This is a genomic window from Orlajensenia leifsoniae (assembly GCF_004570845.1).
In the GTDB taxonomy this organism is placed as follows: domain Bacteria; phylum Actinomycetota; class Actinomycetes; order Actinomycetales; family Microbacteriaceae; genus Orlajensenia; species Orlajensenia leifsoniae.
In genome coordinates this window covers 276,434-296,780 of sequence record NZ_SPQZ01000002.1, presented here as the reverse complement: position 1 = coordinate 296,780, position 20,347 = coordinate 276,434, and the positions used below count along the sequence as shown (strand labels likewise).

General features: G+C 68.9%; 18 protein-coding genes. 3 read left to right on the top strand and 15 right to left on the bottom strand.

Annotation, left to right across the window (positions count from 1 at the left end):
* Positions 1-39: 39 nt before the first annotated feature.
* From E4M00_RS05460 to pdxS, 11 genes are all read right to left on the bottom strand, one after another.
* The gene (locus E4M00_RS05460) at positions 40-2,292 is read right to left on the bottom strand and encodes a RelA/SpoT family protein (RefSeq protein WP_135119455.1); all 2,253 of its coding nucleotides are present in this window, start codon (positions 2,290-2,292) and stop codon (positions 40-42) included.
* 81 nt (positions 2,293-2,373) lie between these two features.
* Positions 2,374-3,396, bottom strand: coding sequence for a protein translocase subunit SecF (gene secF, locus E4M00_RS05455; RefSeq protein WP_135119454.1), 1,023 nt, complete (start codon positions 3,394-3,396; stop codon positions 2,374-2,376).
* The gene (secD, locus tag E4M00_RS05450) at positions 3,396-5,177 is read right to left on the bottom strand and encodes a protein translocase subunit SecD (RefSeq protein ID WP_135119453.1); all 1,782 of its coding nucleotides are present in this window, start codon (positions 5,175-5,177) and stop codon (positions 3,396-3,398) included. Before secD ends, secF begins: the two co-directional genes overlap by 1 nt.
* A gap of 70 nt (positions 5,178-5,247) precedes the next feature.
* Entirely contained in the window at positions 5,248-5,664 is a 417-nt protein-coding gene (gene yajC / locus E4M00_RS05445; RefSeq protein ID WP_240036871.1) for a preprotein translocase subunit YajC, read from the bottom strand.
* Between the two features lie 73 nt (positions 5,665-5,737).
* Complete coding sequence (gene ruvB / locus E4M00_RS05440) at positions 5,738-6,787, bottom strand: Holliday junction branch migration DNA helicase RuvB (protein ID WP_056163372.1); 1,050 nt, start codon at positions 6,785-6,787, stop codon at positions 5,738-5,740.
* On the bottom strand, positions 6,784-7,398 hold the full coding sequence (gene ruvA, locus E4M00_RS05435) for a Holliday junction branch migration protein RuvA (protein ID WP_135119452.1): 615 nt from the start codon (positions 7,396-7,398) through the stop codon (positions 6,784-6,786). Before ruvA ends, ruvB begins: the two co-directional genes overlap by 4 nt.
* Complete coding sequence (gene ruvC / locus E4M00_RS05430) at positions 7,395-7,976, bottom strand: crossover junction endodeoxyribonuclease RuvC (protein WP_240036869.1); 582 nt, start codon at positions 7,974-7,976, stop codon at positions 7,395-7,397. Before ruvC ends, ruvA begins: the two co-directional genes overlap by 4 nt.
* A gap of 6 nt (positions 7,977-7,982) precedes the next feature.
* Entirely contained in the window at positions 7,983-8,744 is a 762-nt protein-coding gene (locus tag E4M00_RS05425; protein ID WP_056163377.1) for a YebC/PmpR family DNA-binding transcriptional regulator, read from the bottom strand.
* 84 nt (positions 8,745-8,828) lie between these two features.
* Positions 8,829-9,377, bottom strand: coding sequence for a DUF1697 domain-containing protein (locus tag E4M00_RS05420; protein ID WP_135119451.1), 549 nt, complete (start codon positions 9,375-9,377; stop codon positions 8,829-8,831).
* Between the two features lie 46 nt (positions 9,378-9,423).
* On the bottom strand, positions 9,424-10,032 hold the full coding sequence (gene pdxT, locus E4M00_RS05415; RefSeq protein WP_135119450.1) for a pyridoxal 5'-phosphate synthase glutaminase subunit PdxT: 609 nt from the start codon (positions 10,030-10,032) through the stop codon (positions 9,424-9,426).
* The gene (gene pdxS, locus E4M00_RS05410; protein ID WP_056163388.1) at positions 10,026-10,928 is read right to left on the bottom strand and encodes a pyridoxal 5'-phosphate synthase lyase subunit PdxS; all 903 of its coding nucleotides are present in this window, start codon (positions 10,926-10,928) and stop codon (positions 10,026-10,028) included. Before pdxS ends, pdxT begins: the two co-directional genes overlap by 7 nt.
* An 81-nt stretch (positions 10,929-11,009) precedes the next feature.
* On the opposite strand from pdxS, the gene pdxY reads away from it, so the two are divergent.
* Complete coding sequence (gene pdxY / locus E4M00_RS05405) at positions 11,010-11,861, top strand: pyridoxal kinase PdxY (protein ID WP_135119449.1); 852 nt, start codon at positions 11,010-11,012, stop codon at positions 11,859-11,861.
* 30 nt (positions 11,862-11,891) lie between these two features.
* Here the strand turns inward: pdxY and E4M00_RS05400 are convergent, their stop codons facing one another.
* Positions 11,892-12,461, bottom strand: coding sequence for an HIT family protein (locus E4M00_RS05400; RefSeq protein ID WP_135119448.1), 570 nt, complete (start codon positions 12,459-12,461; stop codon positions 11,892-11,894).
* On the bottom strand, positions 12,461-14,395 hold the full coding sequence (gene thrS, locus E4M00_RS05395; RefSeq protein ID WP_240036867.1) for a threonine--tRNA ligase: 1,935 nt from the start codon (positions 14,393-14,395) through the stop codon (positions 12,461-12,463). Before thrS ends, E4M00_RS05400 begins: the two co-directional genes overlap by 1 nt.
* 133 nt (positions 14,396-14,528) lie before the next feature.
* On the opposite strand from thrS, the gene E4M00_RS05390 reads away from it, so the two are divergent.
* Positions 14,529-16,145, top strand: coding sequence for a bifunctional phosphatase PAP2/diacylglycerol kinase family protein (locus E4M00_RS05390; RefSeq protein WP_135119446.1), 1,617 nt, complete (start codon positions 14,529-14,531; stop codon positions 16,143-16,145).
* Positions 16,142-18,640, top strand: a complete 2,499-nt coding sequence (locus E4M00_RS05385; RefSeq protein ID WP_135119445.1) for an HAD-IC family P-type ATPase — start codon at positions 16,142-16,144, stop codon at positions 18,638-18,640. Before E4M00_RS05390 ends, E4M00_RS05385 begins: the two co-directional genes overlap by 4 nt.
* Here E4M00_RS05385 and E4M00_RS05380 read toward each other — a convergent pair.
* A complete protein-coding gene (locus E4M00_RS05380) occupies positions 18,598-19,032 on the bottom strand; it encodes a DUF7144 family membrane protein (protein WP_135119444.1) in 435 nt (144 codons plus the stop codon). The genes E4M00_RS05385 and E4M00_RS05380 overlap by 43 nt on opposite strands.
* A 60-nt stretch (positions 19,033-19,092) precedes the next feature.
* Entirely contained in the window at positions 19,093-20,262 is a 1,170-nt protein-coding gene (locus E4M00_RS05375) for an Ig-like domain-containing protein (protein WP_167756831.1), read from the bottom strand.
* Positions 20,263-20,347 lie beyond the last annotated feature (85 nt).

Here is a 20,347-nt window from a genome sequence, read left to right as displayed (position 1 = left end):
CACATGCGCCGAGCCCGCTCGCGCCTCGAGCGCGCCGTGTCAGCCGTCGCTGACGCGGTAGACGTCGTAGACGCCCTCGATGCGCCGCACGGCGTTCAGCACGCGGTCGAGATGGGTCGTATCCCCCATCTCGAAGACGAAGCGACTGAGCGCCAGTCTGTCGCGTGAGGTCGAGACGTTCGCCGAGAGGATGTTCACGTGGTGCTCCGAGAGCACCCTGGTGACGTCGGAGAGCAGGCCGGCGCGGTCGAGCGCCTCGATCTGGATCTGCACGAGGAAGAGGCTCTTCGACGTGGGAGCCCATTCCACCTCGATCATGCGCTCGGGCTCCTTCATCAGGCCGGCGACATTGTGGCAGTCGGCCTGGTGAACCGAGACGCCCTGGCCTCGCGTGATGAAGCCGACGATGGGGTCTCCGGGCACAGGAGTGCAGCAGCGGGCGAGCTTGACGAGGATGTCGGGCGCACCCCGCACGAGCACGCCGGAATCGCTGTCGCGCAGCATCTGCGTGCGCCCCTTGGCGGGCAGCGCGAAATCGTTGGTCTCGACCTCGGTGTCGGCCTGCACACTCGCGACGACCTTCTCGAGCACCGACTGCGTCGACACGTGGCCCTCGCCGACCGCGGCGTAGAGGGCTGACACGTCGACGTACTTGAGCTGGGCTGCCACCTCGGCGAACGAGTCCTGGCTCATCAGCTTCTGCAGGGGCAGGTTCTGCTTGCGCATCGCCCGGGCGATGGCATCCCGACCCTGTTCGATGGCCTCGTCGCGGCGCTCCTTGGTGAACCACTGGCGGATCTTGTTGCGTGCGCGGGGGCTCTTGACGAAGTTCAGCCAGTCCTGACTGGGGCCGGAGTCGGGGTTCTTCGAGGTGAAGACCTCGACGACGTCGCCGCTCGACAGGGTGGACTCGAGGGGCACGAGTCGGCCGTTGACCTTCGCGCCCATGGTGCGGTGGCCCACCTCGGTGTGCACGGCGTACGCGAAGTCGACCGGGGTCGCATCCGACGGCAGGCCGATGACTCGGCCCTTCGGCGTGAAGACGTAGACCTCCTTCGCACCGATCTCGTAGCGCAGGGAATCGAGGAACTCGCCCGGGTCGTCGGTCTCGGCCTGCCAGTCCGAGATGTGCGCGAGCCACGCCATGTCGTTCTCGCTCTGCGGACCGGGTCCGTTCGACTTCCCGTTGACCTGTTCCTTGTACTTCCAGTGCGCCGCGACACCGAACTCGGCGCGCTGGTGCATCTCGTGAGTCCGGATCTGGATCTCGACGGGGCGACCGGCCGGACCGAGCACCGTCGTGTGCAGCGACTGGTACAGGTTGAACTTCGGCGTGGCGATGTAGTCCTTGAAGCGACCGGGCAGCGGAGTCCAGCGGGCGTGGATGGACCCGAGCACCGCGTAGCAGTCGCGCACGGAGTTCACCAGGACCCTGATGCCCACGAGGTCGTAGATCTCGTCGAACTCGCGACCGCGGACGACCATCTTCTGGTAGATCGAGTAGTACTGCTTGGGCCGGCCGACCACATTGCCGCGGATCTTGCCCACCTTGAGGTCGCCGTTGACGGCGTCGATGACGTTCTGCACGAACTGCTCGCGCTCGGGGGTGCGCTGGCGCACGAGAGACTCGATCTCGGCGTAGATCTTCGGGTAGAGCACGGCGAACGACAGGTCCTCGAGCTCCCACTTGATGGCCTGGATGCCGAGCCTGTGCGCGAGGGGCGCGTAGATCTCGAGGGTCTCCGTGGCCTTGCGGGTGGCCGACTCGGCGGGCACGAAGCCCCAGGTGCGCGCGTTGTGCAGGCGGTCGGCGAGCTTGATGATGAGCACGCGGATGTCCTTCGACATCGCGACGATCATCTTCCGGACGGTCTCGGCCTGGGTGGAGTCGCCGTACTTGACCTTGTCGAGCTTCGTGACGCCATCGACCAGCATCGCGATCTCGTCACCGAAGTCGGCCCGCACCTGGTCGAGGGTGTACTCGGTGTCCTCGACGGTGTCATGCAGCAGTGCGGCAGCCACCGTCTTTGCGCCGATGCCGAGGTCGGCGAGGATCTGCGCGACGGCGACGGGGTGGGTGATGTACGGCTCGCCGCTGCGGCGCTTCTGGCCGGTGTGGGCCTTCTCGGCGACGGTGTACGCGCGCTCGATGATCGAGAGGTCGGCCTTCGGATGATGCATCCGGACCGTGCGGATCAGGGTGTCGACGGCGCCGACGGGCTGCGCCTTCGAGAAGATGCGCGGCACCAGACGGCGCAGCGACGCCGTGGATGACGTGTTCATATCCGTCATGGCGTCGCCTCCTGTCCGATGTTCAATTATCCCGCTGCCGGGACCCTGGATCGACCAGGGCCCCGGTGTTCGCGGGCAGCGTCAAACCGTGATCTCCTCGGCTGGGGCGGCATCCGCCGCAGTCCGCTCGCGAATCGATCGCACCTTGGCGTCGTGCTTCTTCACGTTCTTCTCGCCCTCGCGCAGCATCGAGTACAGCGGGGCGGCGAGGAAGACCGTCGACCAGGTTCCGACCAGGATGCCGATCAGCAGCGCGAGCGAGATGTCGCGCAGGGTGTCCGCACCGAGGGCGAAGGCGCCGATGAACAGGATCGACGCGACCGGGAGGGCCGCGATGACGCTGGTGTTGATCGAGCGCACCAGGGTCTGGTTCACCGCGAGGTTCACCGACTCGGCGAAGGTGCGTTTGGTCTCGACCACGTCTTCCTGCGTGTTCTCGCGGATCTTGTCGAAGACCACGACGGTGTCGTAGAGCGAGTACGCGAGGATCGTGAGCAGACCGATGATCGCGGCAGGCGTGACCTCGAAGCCCGAGGCCGCATAGACCCCCGACGTGATCACGAGGTCGACGAGCAGGGCGACGATGGCGGCGAGCGACATCTTCCAGGTGCGGAAGTAGAGCGCCATTCCCACAGCGGCGAGCAACAGGAACACGAGCAGGCCCTGGATGGTCTGCCGGGTGATGTCGGCTCCCCACACCGGTCCGATGAAGGAGGACGAGACGTCGGCCTCAGTGACGTCATAGGCGTCCTCGAGCGCCGTCGCGACGTCCTTCGTCTCGGCCGTCGTGAGCTGGTCGGTCTGCACGCGCACGCCGCTGCCGCCTCCCACGATGGTGACGTGGGCCACGGCATCGGGCACGACGGATGCCACGGCATCCGTCGCCGGCTGGGTCTCGGCGTCGCTGACGCCGGTGATCTGGAACTGTGAACCGCCGCGGAACTCGATGCCGAGGTTGAAGCCTCCGCGCACCACCGGGATGAGGATCGAGATCAGCACCAGGGCGCCGACGATGATGAACCAGAGCTTGCGCTTCGCGACGAAGTCGAACGAGCGCTTGCCCGTGTAGAGGTCGTTACCGAACGTTGTCAGACGGCTGGCCATCAGGACTCCTTCCCGTTCTTCGAGATATCGCCGGAGGCCGACGGTGCTGATGCTGCGGACTTGGCGGGCTTGGACCCGCCGGAGGCGTCGAGCGCTGCGGCCTCGGCGGCCTTGCGCTCGGCGATGGTCTGGCGCTTGGCGGCCTCACGCGAGCTGCTGGCGGCCTTGGCCGCCGTCAGCTGAGCGGAGGTGCGGAACTCGGCGCGACCGCGGTAGACGGCACCGAGGGCCGACGGGTCCAGGCCGGAGAGCGGGTGACCGCTCGAGAAGAACCGGGTCTGCGCGAGCAGCTGCAGCATCGGGTGCGTGAACAGCACCACGATGATGACGTCGATCACCGTGGTGATACCGAGCGTCACGGCGAAGCCCTTGACGCTGCCGACGGCGATCACGAACAGCACGATCGCCGCGAGCAGGTTGGTCGCCTTGGATGCGTACACGGTGCGCAGTGCCCGCTTCCAGCCCGCCTCGACGGCGGAGCCGAGCACACGACCGTCACGCAGCTCGTCGCGCACACGCTCGAAGTAGACGATGAAGGAGTCCGCCGTGAAACCGATGGCCACGATCACACCGGCGACGCCGGCGAGAGACAGGCGGTAGCCCTGGTACCACGACAGGATGCAGAGCGTGAGGTAGGTGATCACACCGGCGACGAGCAGCGACACGATGGTGACGGTGCCGAGCAGGCGGTACTGGAACAGCGAGTAGCCGAACACCAGCAGCAGTCCGATGAGGCCGGCGATGAGGCCGCTCAGGAGCTGCGAGGAGCCGAGGGTCGCCGTGATGGTCTCGGAGGACTGCACCGTGAAGCTGATCGGCAGCGCACCGAACTTCAGCTGGTCGGCAAGGGCCTTCGACGACTCCTGGTCGAAGCTGCCCGAGATGGAGGGCTTGCCGTCGGTGATGACGCCGTTCATCGTCGGGGCCGAGAGCACCTGGCCGTCGATGACGAAGGCGAACTGGTTGAGCGGCGGGGTGGCGGTCAGGCCGTAGAGGCGCTGGCTGACCTCGCCGAAGTCCTTCGTGCCCTGGTCGTTGAAGGTGAGGTTCACGACCCAGCGACCGGTGGACGCACCCTGCTGGTTCGTCTCCTGGCCGTTCGTGGCGTCCTTGATGTCGGCGCCGTCGACCTCGACCGGGCCGAGCAGGTACTTGACGGTCCCGGTGGTGTCGCACGTGACGAGAGGGACGTCGGCGGGGGCCGCGTTCGTCGTCGCCGCCTCGTCCGACGAGCAGTCGAACGAGTCGTACTCCGCCTGCAGTGCCGGCGTGATCCAGTTGGTGTCCGAGCCGTTGGTCGGGCTCACCGTCGGGGTGGCGCGCAGCGATTCGGTCGGCGACGGAGTCGGAGACGCGCTGGCGTCGCCGCCGACGGAGGAATCCGACGGAGCCCCCGCGAGCAGCACCGGACGCAGTTCGAGCTTGGCCGACGACTGGATGCGGTTCTTCGTCTCCTCGTCGAGCTCGCCCGGGATGGCGACGACGATGTTGCTGCCGCCCTGCGTGCTGATCTCGGCCTCGCTGACGCCGGAGGCGTCGACGCGCTGGCGGATGATCGACACAGCCTGCGTGAGCTGCTCATCGGTGACCGTCTGCCCCGTCTCCAGCTTGGGCGCGAGGATGATCTGCGTTCCGCCCTCGAGGTCGAGCGCGAGCTTGGGGGTCCAGGACCCTCCGCCCCACAGCACGGCCGCGGTGTTGATCGCGACGAGGGCGATGACGATCGCTCCGAGCCACGAGAGGGAACGCCACGCCTTCTTGACGGGTGTCGACTTTGCCACCGAGGGAACTCAGCTTTCTACGCGCGCACTCGCGCCGCCATCGGCGCGAGTGCGAAGGGGAGGGAGGGTGTCAGTCGTTCGACTTCTTGGGGTCTTGCCCGTCGACGTCGATGTCTCCGACGACCGTGTTGTCGCTGTTGGCCGACTCGTCGATGCGCTCACCGAACTCGGGCTCGGTGGAGAGCTCGTCGTGCGGGGCGTCGACGGCGGTCGACTCGGTGCCGACGGCCGGCGTGACGACGCGGGCGACGGTCTGGCGGTGAACGGTCAGGACTGTACCCGGGGTGGTCTCGAGGAGCACCTCGTTCTCCTCTTCATCGATGGAGAGGATGGTGCCGAAGACGCCGAAGTTGGTCATGACCTTGGCGCCGGGGACGATCGTGGACTGCAGGTTCGCCTGGTCCTTCGAGCGCTTGCGGCTGTTGCGGAACATGAAGAAGATGAGCAGCGCCAGGACGGCGAGCATGATGAGTGTGATGGGATCCAACGGGGAAAGCCTTCCGGAATGGGCCCCTCAACCACGCCCGTCTGGCGCGGGATACAACGTGGGCCAAGTGGAATTATAGGTCATCGAGTGTGAGGCCGACTCCCGGCTGCCTGAGCCCGAAGTGTCGCCATCCCTCCGGAGTCGCCATGCGGCCCCGGGGAGTGCGGGTGATGAGCCCGATGCGCACCAGGAACGGCTCGACGACGGCCTCGATGGTCTCGGCCTCCTCGCCGACGGACACGGCGAGGGTGTTGAGGCCGACGGGTCCACCGCCGAAGCGCTCGAGCATCGTCGTCATGACCTGCCGGTCGAGGCGGTCGAGGCCGAGCGAGTCGACCTCGTAGAGATCGAGGGCCGCGCGCACCGATGCGACATCGGCTCGCGCCATCTCGGAGCCGTCGGTGGGCCGCCCGTGCACGAGCGTGTAGTCGCGCACGCGGCGGAGCAGGCGGTTCGCGATGCGAGGCGTGCCCCGGCAGCGGCCGGCGATCTCGGCGATGGCGTCGCGATCGATGCGCAGGTCGAGCAGTCTGGCGGCGCGCTCCAGAACCTGCTCGAGTTCGGAGTCGGCGTAGAACTCGAGGTGGGCCGTGAAACCGAAGCGATCGCGCAGCGGGTTGGGCAGCAGCCCCGAGCGTGTGGTGGCACCCACGAGGGTGAACGGCGCGAGATCGAGGGGAACGGATGTCGCTCCTGCGCCCTTGCCCACCATGATGTCGATGCGGAAGTCCTCCATGGCGAGGTAGAGCATCTCCTCGGCCGAGCGCGCCATGCGATGGATCTCGTCGATGAACAGCACCTCGCCCGGAACGAGGGAGCTCAGCACCGCGGCCAGGTCTCCGGCATGCTGGATGGCCGGACCGCTCGACATGCGCAGGGGACGCCCGGCCTCGTGGGCCACGATCATGGCGAGAGTGGTCTTGCCGAGGCCGGGAGGGCCCGCGAGCAGGATGTGGTCGGGGGTGCGCTGCTGCATCGTCGCCGCCGTGAGGAGCAGCTGCAACTGGCCGCGCACCTTGGTCTGTCCGACGAACTCGCCCAGCGATCGCGGACGCAGGGCGCCCTCGAAGGCGAGCTCGGACTCGCTCTCGAGTTCGGGGTTGGTGAGGTCGAGATCCGTCATGACCGGCTCCCGCTCTGGGTGGCCGGGCCGAGGCGCGACAGGGCCTGGCGCAACGCGACGGGGACAGTGATGTCGGGCGTCTCGCCGATGATCTCCTCGACGGCCGTCGCGGCGACGCGCTCCGACCAGCCGAGGCCGACGAGGGCGGCGATGACGCTCTCCCCCGTGCTGGATACGGGCACGGATGCCGGAGCCGGGGCGGCCCCCGGTGCGACCAGCAGCTTGCCGGTGAGCGAGAGCACGATGAGCTTCGCGGTCTTGGGGCCGATTCCGCTGACCTTGCGGAACGCCGCGTCGTCTTCGGTGGCCACGGCGCGGGCGATCTGGTCGGGTGAGAGCGCGGCGAGCACGCCCAGCGCCGACTTCGGGCCGACGCCCGTCACGCCCATGAGCACCTCGAAGACGCTGAGTTCCTCGCCCGTCGGGAATCCGAACAGGGTGAGCGAGTCTTCACGCACGACGAGCGTGGTGAGCAGTCGCGCCTCGTCGCCGATGCGCACGGACAGGGCGGCGGCGGGCGTGGTGAGGACCGAGAAGCCGACTCCCCCGACCTCGAGCACGACAGTGCCGCCGAGGGCCGAGAGGACTGTGCCGCGAAGGGAGGAGATCACCGACTCAGCCTACGGGCGCCTGCCGACGCCGAGGCGCTGCGCTCTGCGGCGCGCCACGCCTCCTGAGCCGGAGTGAGGGCGCCGCCGCCTGCCGGTGCCCCGGGCGTTCCGGAACGCCAGGCGTGGCAGAGCGCCAGCGCCAGGGCGTCAGCCGCATCCGCCGGCTTCGGAACGGCGTCGAGCCCGAGGATGCGGGCGACCATGGCTCCCACCTGCGCCTTGTCGGCGCGGCCGTAACCCGTGATGGCGGCCTTCACCTCACTCGGCGTGTGCAGCGACACGGGCAACGCTCGCTTGGCCGCGAGGTACATGGCGACCCCGGAGATCTGGGCCGTGCCCATGATCGTCGAGACGTCGCTGCGGGCGAAGACCCGCTCCAGTGCGACCGTCTGCGGTCGGTGCTCGTCGAGGATCGCCTCGAGCCCGGCCGCGACATGGGCGAGCCGCTGCTCGATCGGCAGGTCGGGCGACGAGCGGATGACGACCACGTCGACGAGCTTCGCCGTGCGGTCGGGCGCCACATCGATGACGCCGACACCGCACCGGGTCAGGCCGGGGTCGACGCCGAGCACCCGCACGGCGGGTTACTCGTCTGCTTCGAGTTCGGCCTGCGCCTCGGCGCTCAGGTCGAGGTTCGTGTAGATGTTCTGCACGTCGTCCGAGTCCTCGAGGGCGTCGATGAGGCGGAACACCTTGCGGGCGGTCTCCGCGTCGACCTCGATCTTGAGGCTCGGCACGAAGGCCACGTCGGCGGAGTCGTAGTCGATCCCGGCATCCTGCAGCGCGGTACGCACGGCGACCATCTGCGACGGGTCGGTGAGGATCTCGAAGGTCTCGCCCTCATCCGTCACCTCTTCAGCACCGGCCTCGAGCACGGCCATGAGCACGTCGTCCTCGGTGAGGCCGTCGGCGTGGGCGACGACGATGAGGCCCTTGCGGTGGAAGTTGTAGGCCACGCTGCCCGGGTCGCCCATGGTGCCGCCATTACGGCTGACGGCGGTGCGCACGTCGGCTGCGGCGCGGTTCTTGTTGTCGGTGAGGCACTCGATGAGCATCGCGACACCGTTCGGGGCGTAGCCCTCGTACATGATCGTCGTGTAGTCGACGGCCTCGCCGGTGAGGCCGGCACCGCGCTTGACCGCGCGGTTGATGTTGTCGATCGGGACCGACGTCTTCTTCGCCTTCTGGATGGCGTCGACGAGCGTGGGGTTGCCCGCCAGATCGGCACCGCCCATCTTGGCGGCGACCTCGATGTTCTTGATCAACTTGGCGAACGACTTGGCGCGACGCGAGTCGATGATCGCCTTCTTGTGCTTGGTCGTTGCCCACTTGGAATGCCCTGACATGCCTTCGATTCTACCCATCGCGAGTGCTCCCGGGTGTCAGGCGCGAGGGAAGGCCGACCGGGCGTCTCGCTCGGCCGCCACGGATCAGGCGAGCAGCTTGCGGAGCGTGCGCAGGTTGCGGTTCGTCGTCGTCGAGCGGTACCTCGCCTTCGCCGCGATCTTCGAGAACGCGCTGTCCACTCCGACATCGCGGCGGTTGTGCCAGTAGATGACGTGCTTCCCGGGGGCGATCACGTCGTCGGCGGCGTCGAGGTCGGAACCGAGCCCCGTCAGTTCGGCGAGCACGGCGTCATCGGAGCCGAACAGCACGTACGGGTGCCAGCCGTCGCGCTCGGCGTCGAACGGGAACGCCTCGACGACGGCCTCCAGGTCGGGGAGGCTGACCAGCACGATCCACGCGTCGTATCCGAATCGCTCCCGAAGCGCCGTCTCGATCGTCGCCTTCAACGTTGCGGCGTCCCTCGCAGCGGCATCCGTCGTCTCGGAATCGAAGCGCACGTTGCCGCTGGCGAGTACCGTCTTCACCTCGGTGAACCCGAGCGTTCGGAACAGCTCGGCCAGGTCGACCGAGAGGATCTTCACCCCGTTGACGTTGATGCCCCGCAGCAACGCGACGTATCTCTTCGCAGCCATGGGCTCATCATGCCCCACGGGACCGACGCCGGCGGCGGCAGCCGGGTCAGGCCGCCGCGCGCACCTTGCCGAGGAAGTACTCGTGGATGCGGTAGTCGCCCGTCACCTCGGGGTGGAACGAGGTGCCGAGGAGGTTGCCCTGCTCGACGGCGACGCAGCGGCCGTCGTCCAGCGTGGCGAGAGCGGTCGCAGCCGGCCCCACCGATTCGACGATGGGCGCGCGGATGAAGACGGCGTGCATGGGCTCTCCCCCGAGCACGGGCACGTCGAGGTCGGTCTCGAAGGAATGCGTCTGCGACCCGAAGGCGTTGCGGCGCACCGCGACGTCGAGGCCACCGAGGCTCTCCTGGCCCCGGATGCCGTCGAGCACGGTGTCCGCCAGCATGATGAGCCCGGCGCAGGTGCCGTAGACCGGCAGCCCGCCGCTGATGGCGGCGCGCAGCGGCTCGGCGAGCCCGAAAGTGCGCGCGAGCTTGTCCATGACGCTGGACTCGCCGCCCGGGATCACGAGACCGTCGACGGCAGCGAGCTCCTCGGGGCGACGCACGAGAGTGACGTCGGCCCCGAGGACGCGGAGGACCTGGGCGTGCTCGCGGAAGTCGCCCTGCAGGGCGAGCACGCCGACCCGCGGTGCGGCGACCTGAGGTGCTACCACCCGCGCTCGGCGAGGCGGTGCGGGGCTGCGAGGTCGGAGACGTTGATGCCGACCATGGCCTCGCCGAGCCCGCGCGAGACCTCGGCGATCACGGCGGGGTCGTCGTGGAACGTCGTGGCCTTGACCACGGCCGCAGCACGCTGGGCGGGGTTGCCCGACTTGAAGATGCCGGATCCGACGAACACGCCGTCGGCACCGAGCTGCATCATCATGGCCGCGTCGGCCGGAGTCGCGACTCCCCCGGCGGTGAACAGCACGACGGGGAGCTTGCCGGTCTCGGCGACCTCGACGACGAGGTCGTAGGGAGCCTGCAGCTCCTTGGCCGCCACGTACAGCTCGTCCTTCGACATCGACGACAGCGCGGCGATCTCGCTCTTGATCTTGCGGATGTGCTTGGTCGCCTCGGAGACGTCGCCGGTGCCGGCCTCGCCCTTCGATCGGATCATGGCGGCGCCCTCGTTGATGCGGCGGAGAGCCTCGCCCAGGTTGGTCGCACCGCAGACGAAGGGAACGTTGAAGCCCCACTTGTCGATGTGGTTCACGTAGTCGGCGGGGCTCAGCACCTCGGACTCGTCGATGTAGTCGACGTCGAGAGCCTGCAGCACCTGCGCCTCGACGAAGTGGCCGATTCGGGCCTTCGCCATCACGGGGATGGAGACCTCGGCGATGATCGCCTCGATGAGGTCGGGGTCGCTCATGCGTGCGACGCCGCCCTGCGAACGGATGTCTGCGGGAACGCGCTCGAGCGCCATGACGGCGACGGCGCCGGCATCCTCGGCGATACGGGCCTGCTCGGGGGTGACGACGTCCATGATGACGCCGCCCTTCAGCATCTCGGCGAGTCCGCGCTTGACGCGGCTCGAACCGAAGTGCTGGGAGGAAGTGCTATCGGTCATGAACGCCAAGTGTATTAGCCCGGCAGGGGTCTTCGAGACGCAGGTCGTCTCGCGCTGACTTCGGGGTGGGACAATCTGATGGTGAAGATCCTCTCGATTCAGTCCGCTGTCGCCTACGGCCACGTCGGGAACTCGGCCGCCGTGTTCCCGCTCCAGCGCATCGGGGTGGAGGTGCTCCCCGTCTACACGGTCACCTTCTCCAATCACACGGGCTACGGAGCCTGGCGTGGTCCGCTCATCAGCCCCGAGGACGTCGCCGCCGTCATCACCGGGATCGAGGAACGCGGTGTCTTCCCCGCGATCGACGTCGTGCTCTCCGGCTACCAGGGCGGAGCGGGCATCGGAGACGTCATCATCGACGCCGTCGCGCGCATCAAGGCCGCCAACCCCGCGGCGATCTACTCCTGCGACCCCGTGATGGGCAACGCGAAGTCGGGATGCTTCGTCGCGCCCGAGATCCCGGTGCTGCTGCGCGAGAGGGTCGTGCCCGTCGCCGACATCATCACGCCCAACCAGTTCGAGCTCGGCTACCTCACCGGCACCGAGCCCGACAGTCTCGAGTCGACGCTCGCATCCGTCGATCTCGCCCGCGCGATGGGCCCGAGCACGGTGCTCGTGACCAGCGTCGAGCGCCCCGATCGCGCGGAGGGCACCATCGAGATGCTCGTCGTCGACGACCGAGGCGCCTGGATCCTGCAGACGCCGTTGCTTCCGATGAAGGCGAACGGCTCGGGCGACGTCACCGCTGCATTGTTCACCGCTCACTACGCGCGTACCGGTGACGCGGCCGACGCCCTCGCCCGCACGGCGTCGAGCGTCTTCGACCTGCTCACCCGCACCCACGAGTCCGGTGAGCGCGAACTGCAGCTCGTCGAGTCGCAGGAGGCCTACGCCCACCCGCGGATGCAGTTCACGGCCCGGCAGGTGCGCTGAGCGCATCCCGCTCAGGCGGCGCGCACCGGCTCAGGACGTCGGCGCAGCCTTCGGCCAGGCGTCGGCTATCGCCTGTCGGGTCTCGCCCAGCAGGCGCGGGATCGCCTTCGTCTCGGCGATGATCGGGAAGAAGTTCGCGTCCGTCGCCCAGCGCGGCACGATGTGCTGGTGCAGGTGGTCGGCCACGCCGGCCCCGGCGACCCGGCCCTGGTTCATGCCGATGTTGAAGCCGTCGCAGTTCGAGACCTGACGCACGACGCGCATGGCGATCTGCGTCAGCTCGGCGATCTCCGCGACCTCCTCCGCCGTCGCGTCGTCGTAGAGGGCGACGTGACGGTACGGGCAGACCAGCAGGTGGCCGCTGTTGTACGGGAACAGGTTGAGCAGCACGTAGGCGTGCTCGCCGCGGGCCACGATGAGCGCCGTCTCGTCGTCGAGCTTCGGGGCGGCGCAGAACGGGCAGTTCTCCTCGTGCGGCGTCGGCCCGCCCTCGATGTAGACCATCCGGTGCGGGGTCCACAGTCGTTGGAAGGCATCCGGAACCGCGGCGAAGTCCGCCGAGCTCTCCAGCCCGGCGAACCCGCTCTGCTCATCCGTCATCAGATCTGGCCGGCGCTCGTCACCTGGGCGTGCGAGGCGATGGCGGCGCGGATGCGGCTGATCGCCTCATCGACGGGCACGCCGTTCTCCTGGGTGCCGTCGCGGAACCTGAAGCTCACCGAGCCCGCCGCGCGGTCCTGCTCACCGGCGATGAGCTGGAACGGCACCTTGAGCTTGGTGTGGTTGCGGATCTTCTTCTGCATGCGGTCGTCGGATGCATCGAGCTCGGCGCGCACGCCGGCAGCCTTGAGTCGGCCGATCACGTCGCCCAGGTAGTCGACGTAGTCCTCGGCGATCGGGATGCCGACCACCTGCACCGGAGCGAGCCAGACCGGGAAGGCGCCCGCGTAGTGCTCGAGCAGGATGGCGAAGAAGCGCTCGATGGAGCCGAGCAGCGCGCGGTGGATCATGACGGGCTGCTGGCGGGTTCCGTCGTTGGCCGTGTACTCGAGTTCGAACCTCTCGGGCTGGTTGAAGTCGAGCTGCACCGTCGAGAGCTGCCAGGTGCGGCCGATGGCGTCGCGGGCCTGCACGGAGATCTTCGGACCGTAGAAGGCCGCTCCGCCCGGATCGTCGACGAGCTCGAGGCCCGACTCGATCGCGACCTGACGCAGGGTCTCGGTCGCCTCCTCCCAGGCGGCGTCGTCTCCGACGAACTTCTCGGGGTCCTTGGTGGAGAGCTCGAGGTAGAAGTCGTCGAGGCCGTAGCCGCGCAGCGTCTCGAGCACGAACTCGAGCTGGCTGGCCACCTCGCCGCGCACCTGCTCGGGCGTGACGTAGACGTGGGCGTCGTCCTGGGTGAGGCCGCGCACGCGGGTGAGACCAGAGAGAGTTCCGCTCTTCTCGTAGCGGTACACGGTGCCGAACTCCGCCAGACGGAGCGGCAGCTCACGGTAGCTGCGACCGCGCGCCCGGAAGATCAGGTTGTGGAACGGGCAGTTCATGGGCTTCAGGTAGTAGTCCTGGCCCTGACGGGTGACGTGTCCGTCTGCATCCGTCTCCTGATCGAGGTGCATGGCCGGGAACATGCCGTCCATGTACCACTGCAGGTGACCGCTGGTCTCGAACAGCGAGCCCTTGGTGATGTGCGGCGAATTGACGAGTTCGTAGTCCGCGGCGATCAGGCGCTCCTGCATGTACTTCTCGATCTCGTGACGGATGATGCCGCCGCGCGGGTGGAAGACGGCGAGACCCGAGCCGATCTCGTCGGGGAAGCTGAACAGGTCGAGCTCCGCACCGAGCTTGCGGTGGTCGCGCTTCAGCGCCTCCTCCATGCGGGCCTGGTAGGCGCGCAGCTCGTCCTTCGTCGCCCACGCCGTGCCGTAGATGCGCTGCAGCTGCTTGTTCTTCTCGGACCCCCGCCAGTAGGCGGCAGCCACACGCGACAGGGCGTAGCCGTTGCCGATCATGCGGGTGTTCGGCAGGTGCGGGCCGCGGCAGAGGTCCTTCCAGACCGTCTCGCCCGTGCGCGGGTCGACGTTGTCGTAGATCGTCAGCTCGGCGCCGCCGACCTCGACGGACTCGCCGTCATCGTGGCTGCCTGCTCCCTCGGTGGGATGGCCCTTGAGCCCGATGAGCTCGAGCTTGTACGGCTCGTTCGCGAGTTCGGCACGGGCCTCGTCCTCGGTGACGACGCGGCGCACGAAACGCTGGCCCTGACGGATGATGCGGTCCATGGCCTTCTCGAGGGGCTTGAGGTCCTCGAGGGCGAACGGCGTCTCGACGTCGAAGTCGTAGTAGAAACCGTCGGTGACGGGCGGGCCGATGCCGAGCCTGGCCTCCGGATTGATCGACTGCACGGCCTGGGCGAGCACGTGGGCGGCCGAGTGGCGCAGGATGGTGAGTCCGTCGGGAGAGTCGATCGTGACCGGCTCGACAGTGTCGGCATCCGTCACCGTCGTCGCCAGGTCCTTGAGCTCACCGTTGACGCGCATTGCGACAACGGACCGGTCGGTGAAAAGCTCGAAGCCGTCAGCCACTGTCGTTTACTCCCTTTGTACGTTTCGGAACCCCTCAATCATAGAAGGGGCGCGGAACACGCCGACGCCGCTCGCCTAGGCTTCCGTCATGGCCTGGTGGAACCTGCGACACCCGATCGAGACGCTGCGCCGGGCCAGGGTGCTTCCTCCGTGGGTGCGGCGCATTGATGAGCGCACCGCGGCGCGCGTCAACGGACGACACACCATCCGGGGCGTCGACGCCGTCTATGTCGCCCTGTCGAGCGCGGCGAACCGCGGTGTGCTGTGGTTCGCCGTCGCCGGAGTGCTCGTGCTGCTCGGGCATCGGCGGGCGGCCGTGCGCGGCGCCGCGTCGCTGGTCGTCGCCAGCGCGACGGCGAACCTGGTCGGCAAGCAGCTGTTCGGAGGCGCACGTCCGGCCCTCGACACGGTCCCGCACGGGCGACGCCTGCGCACCACCCCGACCTCAGGATCCTTCCCGTCAGGGCACTCGGCGAGCGCCGCGGCCTTCGCGGCCGGCGTGGCCGTCCAGTCCCCCGTCGCCGGCGCCGTCATCGCGCCCCTGGCCGGCGCCGTCGCATACTCCCGTCTGCACACGGGTGCGCACTGGCTGTCGGATGTGCTCGGAGGGGTCGGCATCGGACTGGGTGTCGCCGCAGCCGGCGCCATCCTGGTGCCCGCGCATCCGCGCAACAGGCCCGGGCCCGTCGGGGCGTCGGATGCCGTGCGTGATGACCTTCCGGCATCCGTCGCCGGGGACGGGGTCTTCGTCATCGTCAACCCGGGCTCCGGTCACCGCGGCGAGGGCGAGCACATCCTCGACCTGCTGCGACGACGTCTTCCCGCGGCCACAGTGCACCCACTCGCCGAGGGCGAGGACGTCGCGTCGGTGCTCCGCTCGGCGCTGGACTCGGACACGCCTCCTCGCGTACTCGGCATCTCGGGAGGTGACGGGACCGTCGCCAGCGTCGCCCACCTCGCACGCGAAGCCGATCTTCCCCTGCTGGTGATCCCCGGCGGCACCTTCAACCACTTCGCGAAGGCCCTCGGCGCCCTCACCCCCGAGGCCGCCCTCGACGCCCTGGCCACGGGCACGGGTCTGCGTGTCGACGTCGGAGAACTGCGGGTGGCGGATGCCGAGCCCGTCACCGTGCTGAACACCATGTCGATCGGCCTGTATCCCGAGTTCGTGCAGCGACGCGAGAGGATCCAGAAGGCGATCGGGAAGCCCCTGGCCACCCTCGTCTCGGCCGTGGGCATCCTGAACTCGACCGAGCCCGTCGAACTGACCGCCCGCGGCGAGCGCGGTCGCGCCTGGTCGCTCTTCGTCGGCGTGGACCGCTACGAGCCGTCGGGCACGGCCGCGCCGCTCCGACGCAGCGGGGTCGACGACGGCGTGCTCGACGTGCGGGTGCTCCGGGCCGGCTCCCGCGCCCGCACCCGCGGAGCCGCTGCCCTCATCCTCGGTCGCCGCTCCGACAGCGTGCTGCACTCGCTGTCGCTGTGGTCGCCGCGCCGGTCCATCGCCGTGTACTCGGTGACCGAGCTCGAGGTGGAGGTGCACGGCGACCCCGGCGCTCTCGGCTACGCCCACGACGGGGAGGCGACGGATGCCGCAGCTGCGGCCGACGGCCGCTACACGGTCGCCATGCGCCTGATTCCGGCGGCCCTCACCGTCTACAGCCCGCAGCCCACCACCCCCGAGCAGAGAGCGAGCGCGCGATGACCGGCGAGTCGACGACGGAGCAGACGAGTCACGGCCTCTCTCCCGACGAGGTGGCCGCCCGCCTCGGCGACGGCCGGTCCAACGCCTTCGTCGAGGCATCCAGCCGCAGCGTGTGGAGCATCGTGCGAGCGAACGTCTTCACTCTGTTCAACGCCATCATCGGCGCCTGCTTCCTGGTGCTGCTCTTCCTCGGCCGGTGGCAGGACGCCCTGTTCGGCCTGAGCGCCGTCGCGAACGCCTTCATCGGCTCAGGCCAGGAGTACCGCGCCAAGCGGGCTCTCGACCGCCTCGCGCTCCTCAATGCTCCCCTGGCTCGGGTGCTCCGCTCCGGTGCGGAGAAGGAGATCCCCTCGGCCGAGGTCGTTCTCGACGACGTCCTGGTCCTCCGTGCCGGCGACCAGGTGCCAGCCGACGCCCGCGTGCTGCGCTCCACCCGGCTGCAGCTCGATGAGTCGATGCTGACCGGCGAGTCGGATGCCGTCGACAAGGACGCCGGCTCCGACATCCTCTCGGGCTCCATCGTGGTCGCCGGCGACGCGCTCGCCCAGGTGCAGCACGTCGGGGCCGACTCCTTCGCCAATCGCTTCGCGAGCGAGGCCAAGCGCTTCTCCCTGATGCACAGCGAGCTGCGTTCCTCGATCAACCGCGTCCTCAGGTGGGTGACTTGGCTCATCGGTCCGGCCGCGCTGCTGGTGCTGAACGCCCAGATGATCGCGGCAGGCGGGTGGGAGGAAGCCATCGCCTCCGGTGCCTGGCGCGATGCCGCCGTCGGCGCCATCGCGGCAATCGTCGCCATGATCCCGCTGGGGCTCGTTCTGATGACCAGCATCACCTTCGCCGTCGGCGCCGTGAAGCTCACCCGGCGACAGGTGCTGGTTCAGGAGCTGGCAGCCGTCGAGGGGCTCGCCCGGGTGGACATCATCTGCCTCGACAAGACCGGAACGCTGACCGAGGGCGACATCGTCTTCGACGGCTCGCACCCTCTGCAGACGGATGCGGCCCCGGGCTGGGAACAGGTGCTGGCCTGGTACGGCGCGCAGCCCGACGCGAACGCGACGGCCCGGTGCCTCGCCGAGCCCTACACGCAGCTGCCCGCGGCCGAGCCGGCCACGCGTATCGAGTTCTCGTCGGCTCGCAAGTGGAGCGCCGTCGCCTTCGCCGACGGCCCGGCGGGCACCTGGGTGCTCGGCGGTCCCGAGATGGTCTTCCCCGCGGCATCCGGAGGCCAGGACCCGGCTCTCGACACCATGGCCGATCGGGTGCGCACCCTCGCATCGTCGGGACGGCGCACCCTCGTGCTCGCGCGCAGTACCGCCGTCCTGACCGAGGCCGACGCCGAGGCCGAACGCCTGCTCCCCGACGTCGAACCCGTGATGCTGCTCACCTTCCGCGAGCAGGTGCGTTCCGATGCCCGCGAGACGCTCGACTACTTCGCCTCCCAGGGGGTCGCCGTGCGTGTCATCTCGGGCGACAACCCCGACACCGTCGCCGCCATCGCCCGCGAGGTCGGCCTCGACGCCCCGCACGGCTTCGACGCCCGACAGCTCCCCGAAGACGAGGATGCCCTCGCCGAGGTGCTCGAGCAGAACGTGGTCTTCGGCCGGGTCACCCCGCAGCAGAAGAAGCGCCTCGTGCTGGCGCTCAAGGCGCGCGGCCACGTGGTGGCGATGACGGGCGACGGCGTGAACGACGCCCTCGCCATCAAGGAGGCGGACATCGGCATCGCCATGAACTCGGGATCGGCTGCGACCAAGGCCGTCGCCCGGCTGATCCTGCTCGACGGCAAGTTCTCGCACCTGCCGGGCGTCGTCGGCGAGGGGCGCCAGGTGATCGCGAACATCGAGCGCATCTCCATGCTCTTCCTCACCAAGACCGTCTACGCGAGCGCCCTCGCGATCGTGTTCGGGGCACTGCTGCTGACCTTCCCGTTCCTGCCGCGCCAGCTCTCTGCCGTCGACGGCCTGACGATCGGCATCCCGGCCTTCTTCCTCGCCCTGCTGCCCAATCAGAGGCGCTACGTCTCCGGGTTCCTGCGACGCTCGCTGATCTTCTCGGTGCCCGCCGGCCTGGTGATCGCGGCGGCCCTCACCGTCTACACGTTGGCTGCCAACGCGATCGGCATCGACCAGGCGCAGCTGCGCACCGGCGCCACGCTCATCCTCACGCTGGTGGGGCTGTGGGTGCTCATCGTGCTCTCCCGGCCCGTCACAGCGCTCAAGGCCGTCGTCATCGGAGCCATGATGATCGCCCTCGTGCTGATGTACACGATCCCGATCGTCACCGACTTCCTCGAGCTCGTCGATCCGGGTCCGGATGCAGCCCTCCTCGTCGCGGTCATCTCGGCGCTCTCCATCGCGGGCATCGAGATCGTGCGCTTCGTCTACCGTCGCGTCATCCGCTCGTCGATCGCGCCCGTCACCCCCACCGACTCAGGCGCTGCCGATGGCGGAGCTCAGAACTCGTCGACCGTCGGCGCGACCGAATCCCGGAAATAGCGACGCCCGCGGCCCGTCCACAACACGAGCAGGATGGCGATCGCGATCAGGCCGTCGATGACGGTCCACCACGGCTCCCCCGCGCCCAGCATCAGCGTGACCACGTTGGCTGACAGGGAGAGGGCGAGCAGCACCGTGACGATCCACCGGGAGAACCGGCTGCCGCGGGCGATGCCCGACGCGACGGCGATGAGGAACAGGCCGAAGAGGATGACGGCGCTGCCGACCAGCGTCACGGCGAGCACGGCTCCCGGGTCACTCGGGTCGACCCCGTAGCGGGCGAGCACGAGCACGGTCCCGGCGATCACCTCGAGCACGGCCTGCACGTAGATCAGCACGACGGCGACGGTGACACCGGCAGGACGGCGAGGGCGGTTCACGGCGGGGTCCATCCAGCCATCCTGCCGGTCGACGGCGCGAGTCGCGACCCTCCGCGCGCGCACCGCCCGATGTCAGAGCAGAATGCGCACCGAACGGCTCGGGCTGGTCGACCCGAGAAGCGCGTCGCCACCGTCGAAGACGGCCACGATCGCGTGTGAGCCTCGGCCGAGCTTCGGCAGTCGGATCGTGCTCCTCACCGTTCCTGTCCCGCTGAGGGCGGTCTGCGAACGCGGCTTCCCGTCCACGAACAGGGTCACTGTGCCGACGACCGGCTCGGCGGGCCCGGCTGTGACCGTCACCTGGGCCCGCACCGTGGCGCGGCTCGTCAGGGCGAGAGTGCGGTCGAGGCGCAGGGCGGTGCCGGTCGCGGCCTTGTCGACGACGATGAGGCGGGTGGACCAGCTGCGCACCGTCGTGACCTCTGGCGTGGTGGCGCTTCCGGCGACGGTCGATCGAGCACGGGCGAAGACCCGGATGTCGGTTCCTGCCGAGGCGGGAAGCGACTCGGGGATCGTCAGTCCGAGCACGTCACCCGACGCTGTCGCAGCCGCCTGCTCCGCCGGTCCGCTCCAGAAGGGGAAGTCGCCGTCAGGCACCTCGATGCTCGTCGCGAGATCGTAGGCGGCCCCAGCCGGGAACCAGGTGCCGGCGTTGCCGCGAATGCGAACGCGCTCGCCGAGAGCCACGGGCGTGTCGAGGGCATACGACCCGCCGTCGAGCGGTTCGAACTCGGTCAGTCGAACGTATGTGGTCGGGTCGTGCTCGAGAACGACGGTCGCGGGTGCTGCGGCATCCGCAGTCAGGGTCCACTGCACCCGCGATGTGCTCTCGGATTGGGAGGAGCAGTCGACGAGGTACGGGCCGCCGTCTGTCGTGACGGAAGCCGGCGGCACGGTCAGGACGAAGGGTGGCGCCTGATCGACGTCATCCTCGCCCCAGTACCGCTCGGCCACGACGGTTCCCGCCGCGTTGGCGAGGGAGCAGGCGAGCTCGTAGAAGGGATCGAACGGAGGGCTGATCTCCAGCGATGACGTCGCCGGGCCGATCGGGATCACCCGCGAGGGCGGGCTCGCAGCACCGTACTCGCTGAGGAAGCTCGAGTCGCCGCCCGTACCGGCGGGCAACTCGATCGCCGGCACCGTGGGAGGGACGGCCTGCGCGGGTGCGGCCGCGACGAGTGAGACGGTGAGCATGGTGGTCGTCGCGATGCCCACGGCGATCAGTCGAGAACGTGACTTCATGGAGTCCCCCGCAACGCGAATCCAGATCGATCGGTCGTGCGTCAGTCTGCGCCCCCGAGCGCTGGGCGACAAGGGTGGTGCGCCC

Coding starts and splice junctions, on each gene's coding strand:
- E4M00_RS05460 (WP_135119455.1), bottom strand. CDS start 2,292: ATGACGGATATGAACACGTCATCCACGGCGTCGCTGCGCCGTCTGGTG.
- secF (WP_135119454.1), bottom strand. CDS start 3,396: ATGGCCAGCCGTCTGACAACGTTCGGTAACGACCTCTACACGGGCAAG.
- ruvB (WP_056163372.1), bottom strand. CDS start 6,787: ATGACGGATCTCGACCTCACCAACCCCGAACTCGAGAGCGAGTCCGAG.
- E4M00_RS05425 (WP_056163377.1), bottom strand. CDS start 8,744: ATGTCAGGGCATTCCAAGTGGGCAACGACCAAGCACAAGAAGGCGATC.
- E4M00_RS05420 (WP_135119451.1), bottom strand. CDS start 9,377: ATGGCTGCGAAGAGATACGTCGCGTTGCTGCGGGGCATCAACGTCAAC.
- pdxS (WP_056163388.1), bottom strand. CDS start 10,928: ATGACCGATAGCACTTCCTCCCAGCACTTCGGTTCGAGCCGCGTCAAG.
- E4M00_RS05400 (WP_135119448.1), bottom strand. CDS start 12,461: ATGACGGATGAGCAGAGCGGGTTCGCCGGGCTGGAGAGCTCGGCGGAC.
- thrS (WP_240036867.1), bottom strand. CDS start 14,395: ATGCGCGTCAACGGTGAGCTCAAGGACCTGGCGACGACGGTGACGGAT.
- E4M00_RS05390 (WP_135119446.1), top strand. CDS start 14,529: ATGGCCTGGTGGAACCTGCGACACCCGATCGAGACGCTGCGCCGGGCC.
- E4M00_RS05385 (WP_135119445.1), top strand. CDS start 16,142: ATGACCGGCGAGTCGACGACGGAGCAGACGAGTCACGGCCTCTCTCCC.
- E4M00_RS05380 (WP_135119444.1), bottom strand. CDS start 19,032: ATGGACCCCGCCGTGAACCGCCCTCGCCGTCCTGCCGGTGTCACCGTC.
- E4M00_RS05375 (WP_167756831.1), bottom strand. CDS start 20,262: ATGAAGTCACGTTCTCGACTGATCGCCGTGGGCATCGCGACGACCACC.